The sequence below is a fragment of the Nocardioides sp. genome (assembly GCF_031397825.1).
Taxonomy (GTDB): domain Bacteria; phylum Actinomycetota; class Actinomycetes; order Propionibacteriales; family Nocardioidaceae; genus Nocardioides.
Map to the genome: position 1 here is coordinate 1 of NZ_JANNML010000207.1, position 3,293 is coordinate 3,293.

Below are 3,293 nucleotides of genomic sequence, written 5' to 3' on the forward strand. Positions count from 1 at the left end.
CTCGCCCCCGACCGCACCGACGGCGGCACCCGCCTCTACAGCCCCGAGGACATCGAGACCCTCCACCGCATCCGCGAGCTCCTCGCCGACGGCCTCAACCTCGCCGGCATCGCCCGCGTCATCGCTCTGGAGGAGGAAGTACGCCGCCTCCGCGCCCGGCTCGCCGCCGCCAGCCGTCAGTAGACGATCGCCTGCACGTCCGGCATCAGGATCTCCTCCGCGAACACCGCGGCCCCGGCCACGCGCACACCCTCCAGCAGGTCGGCCTCGCCGAGCCCCCGTCGTACGACGCACTGCGAGCACGCCGTCACCGCACCCGCTGCCAGCACCACGGCGAGCAGGTCGGCGACGGGCGTCGCGTGCTTGAGCCCCAGCGACGGAGCATCGGGCGCCCCCAGGAACACAGCGTCGCCGGTCAACCACAGCGACACCGCAGCACCCGAAGCGCACGCAGCAGCCGCGACCGTGAACGCCTGGTTGGCGCGCTCGGGGTCGTCCGCGCCGCAGGTGACCTTGACGACCAGCTTGCGGGAGGGGGAGGGCGACATGCGCACACACTAGGCTGGGGGAGTGGCTTTCCAGTTCCCTGACAACCTCCACCCCCAGTGCGGCCCCCTGGCCTGGATGCTCGGCACGTGGGCCGGCAACGGGCACGGCGACTACCCCACGATCGAGCCCTACCAGTTCGGCCAGGAGCTGATCTTCACCCACGACGGGCGCCCGTTCTTCCACTACATGGCGCGGGCGTGGATCGTCGACGAGGCCGGCGAGAAGGTCCGCGACGGTGCGCTCGAGACCGGCTTCCTGCGCTGCCTGCCCGAGGGCCAGGTGGAGCTGCTGCTGACGCACAACACCGGCTTCGTGGAGATCTACTACGGCACCGCCGGTGAGGGGAAGCTCGAGCTCAGCACCGACGCGGTGGTCCGCACGCACACCGCCAAGGAGTACGTCGGCGGCCACCGTCTCTACGGCAACGTCGAGGGCGACCTGCTCTACGCCTACGACATGGCCGCGATGGGCGAGCCCCTCCAGCCCCACACCTGGGCCCGGCTGCAACGACAGTGACCCATGGCTGAGGCGAGCGAGCACACCCACGGCGCGACGGCCGCGACCGACGACTGGCGCGAACGCCTGCGCGAGAGCGGGCACCGCCTCACGCCTCAGCGCGAGCTGATCCTCGCCGCCGTCGAGCAGCTCGGCCACGCCACGCCCGACCAGGTGCTCGCGCAGGTCCGCAAGACCTCCGAGGCGGTCAACATCTCCACCATCTACCGCACCCTCGAGGTCCTGGAGACCCTCGGCCTCGTGCGCCACGCGCACCTCTCCGACCGCGCCCCGACCTACCACTCGGTCAAGGACCACGAGCACTTCCACATCGTCTGCCGGAACTGTGGGCGCGTCACCTCCGTTGGACCCACTGTGCTGACCACCCTGCGCGAGAGCCTCCGCGACGACCACGACTTCACCGTGGACGTCGGCCACCTGACCGTCTTCGGGACCTGTGCCTCAGGCTGTGACGCATGACCAGCCAGCCGAGTGCCCTGCTCCACCTCCCCGGCGCCGTCTCCGGTGACGGCATCGACGCCCCCGTCGCCGCCCACTACGGCTCCTTCAACACCGAGCAGCGCTTCCTCGAGGCCGGGGAGGGCTTCGTCGACCTCTCCCACCGCGACGTCGTCCGCATCTCCGGGCCCGACCGGCTGACCTGGCTGCACAACCTCACCACCCAGCACTTCACCGACCTCCAGCCCGGCACCTGGACCCAGGCGCTCATCCTCAGCCCCACCGGCCACGTCGAGCACGAGCTGCGCGGAGTCGACGACGGCGAGTCCTTCACCGCCCACACCGAGCCCGGCGCCAGCGGCCCGCTGATCGCCTTCCTCGAGCGGATGAAGTTCATGACCCGCGTCGAGGTGACCGACGAGACGGCGTCGTACGCCGTCACCTGGCGCCCCGCCGCGGGCTACCAGCTCGTGCCCCGCGACCAGCTCGACGCGTTCGCCGAGGCCGCCGGCCCGCCGGCAGGACTGTGGGCCTTCGAGGCGCTGCGCATCGCCCGCGGTGAGCCCCGCTTCGGCCTCGACACCGACCACCGCACGATCCCCAACGAGGTCGGCTGGATCGGCCCTGCCGTCCACCTCGACAAGGGCTGCTACCGCGGCCAGGAGACGGTCGCCCGCGTCCACACCCTCGGCCGCCCGCCCCGCCGCCTGGTCCTGCTCCACCTCGACGGCACCGAGAACAGGCTCCCCACCCGCGGCAGCGACCTGCTGCTCGGCGAGAAGGTCGTCGGCGTCGTCGGCTCGTCCGCCCGCCACCACGAGCTCGGCCCGATCGCCCTCGCCCTGGTCAAGCGCAACGTCGCGCTCGACGCCCAGCTCACGACGGACGACATGCCCGCCGCCCAGGAGGTCGTCGTCGACCCCGAGGTCGGCCTGCACGTTCGTCCCCGCACCTGAGCGAGGTCCGATGAAGCAGGACCACCGTGCTGTGGTCATCGGCGTCGCCCTGGTCCTGTCGGTCCTGACCGCCCTCCTCATCGCCGGCCACGGGCCGTGGGCGGGACAGACGCTGGTCGAGTTCACCTCACGGCACGGCCTCAACACCGGTGACGTTCCCGTGCTGGTGCTCTGGATTGTCGGCATGCTCGGTTGTGGCTACCTCCTGAGGCGCCGCTGAGTCACGACTCCCGCGCGTACTGCACGTGCGTGTCCACGTCCGCGTGCACGAACCCCATGCGCTCGTAGACCGCGAGGGCCGGAGCGTTGTCCGACTCCACGTAGAGCAGCACCTCCTCGACCCCGAGGCTCTCCAGGTGCCTCAGCCCGGCGATGGTCAGGATCTTGCCCAGGCCCCGACCCTGCGCCGCAGGATCGACGCCGACGACGTAGACCTCGCCCAGCGTCGGTGAGTGCTGCTTGGTCCAGTGGAAGCCCAGCAGCCTTCCGTCGGCGTCGCTCTCCTCCACGACCAGCAGCCCGGCCGGGTCGAACCACGGTTCCGCCATCCGCTCGGCGAGCTCGGCCGCGTCCATGGCCCCCTGCTCCGGGTGATGGGCGAAGGCAGCGGCGTTGATCCGCAGGACCTCAGCGGCGTCGGAATCCCGGTAGCTGCGCACGGCGAGCCCGGAGACGCTGAACAGGTGCGGATCGGCATCCCCGGTGCGTCGCCGCATCACCCACAGCTCCCGCACCCGCTCGAAGCCGTACGCCGCAGCGAGCGCGGCCGCCGCGGGATGGTCACCGTGCGACCACGCCAGCACCCGCCCCTCGCCGACCGCCTCCAGCGCCTGG

7 protein-coding genes are annotated in these 3,293 nt (G+C 71.5%); 5 read left to right on the plus strand and 2 right to left on the minus strand.

Annotated elements, in window-relative coordinates; translation table 11 throughout:
• The coding region (locus RMN98_RS17620) for a MerR family transcriptional regulator (RefSeq protein ID WP_309650121.1) at positions 1-183 on the plus strand (183 nt) is incomplete at its 5' end.
• On the opposite strand, the gene RMN98_RS17625 is transcribed toward RMN98_RS17620, so the two are convergent.
• Entirely contained in the window at positions 177-548 is a 372-nt protein-coding gene (locus tag RMN98_RS17625; RefSeq protein ID WP_309650122.1) for a DsrE family protein, read from the minus strand. The two genes, RMN98_RS17620 and RMN98_RS17625, sit on opposite strands and share 7 nt — an antisense overlap.
• A gap of 22 nt (positions 549-570) precedes the next feature.
• On the opposite strand from RMN98_RS17625, the gene RMN98_RS17630 reads away from it, so the two are divergent.
• From RMN98_RS17630 to RMN98_RS17645, 4 genes are read left to right on the plus strand one after another with little or no spacing between them, the layout of a single operon-like run.
• Positions 571-1,065 (plus strand): FABP family protein, encoded by a 495-nt coding sequence (locus RMN98_RS17630; protein ID WP_309650123.1) that lies wholly within the window; start codon positions 571-573, stop codon positions 1,063-1,065.
• Positions 1,066-1,068: 3 nt separating this feature from the next.
• Positions 1,069-1,524, plus strand: coding sequence for a transcriptional repressor (locus RMN98_RS17635; protein ID WP_309650124.1), 456 nt, complete (start codon positions 1,069-1,071; stop codon positions 1,522-1,524).
• On the plus strand, positions 1,521-2,459 hold the full coding sequence (locus tag RMN98_RS17640) for a folate-binding protein (protein WP_309650125.1): 939 nt from the start codon (positions 1,521-1,523) through the stop codon (positions 2,457-2,459). Before RMN98_RS17635 ends, RMN98_RS17640 begins: the two co-directional genes overlap by 4 nt.
• 10 nt (positions 2,460-2,469) lie before the next feature.
• On the plus strand, positions 2,470-2,679 hold the full coding sequence (locus RMN98_RS17645; protein WP_309650126.1) for a hypothetical protein: 210 nt from the start codon (positions 2,470-2,472) through the stop codon (positions 2,677-2,679).
• Between the two features lies 1 nt (position 2,680).
• On the opposite strand, the gene mshD is transcribed toward RMN98_RS17645, so the two are convergent.
• A partial coding sequence (mshD, locus tag RMN98_RS17650) for a mycothiol synthase (RefSeq protein WP_309650127.1) occupies positions 2,681-3,293 on the minus strand: 613 nt, incomplete at its 5' end.

Excerpts from the sequence above, each read along its gene's own strand:
- RMN98_RS17625 (WP_309650122.1), bottom strand. The coding sequence starts at position 548 with ATGTCGCCCTCCCCCTCCCGCAAGCTGGTCGTCAAGGTCACCTGCGGC.
- RMN98_RS17635 (WP_309650124.1), top strand. The coding sequence starts at position 1,069 with ATGGCTGAGGCGAGCGAGCACACCCACGGCGCGACGGCCGCGACCGAC.
- RMN98_RS17640 (WP_309650125.1), top strand. The coding sequence starts at position 1,521 with ATGACCAGCCAGCCGAGTGCCCTGCTCCACCTCCCCGGCGCCGTCTCC.
- RMN98_RS17645 (WP_309650126.1), top strand. The coding sequence starts at position 2,470 with ATGAAGCAGGACCACCGTGCTGTGGTCATCGGCGTCGCCCTGGTCCTG.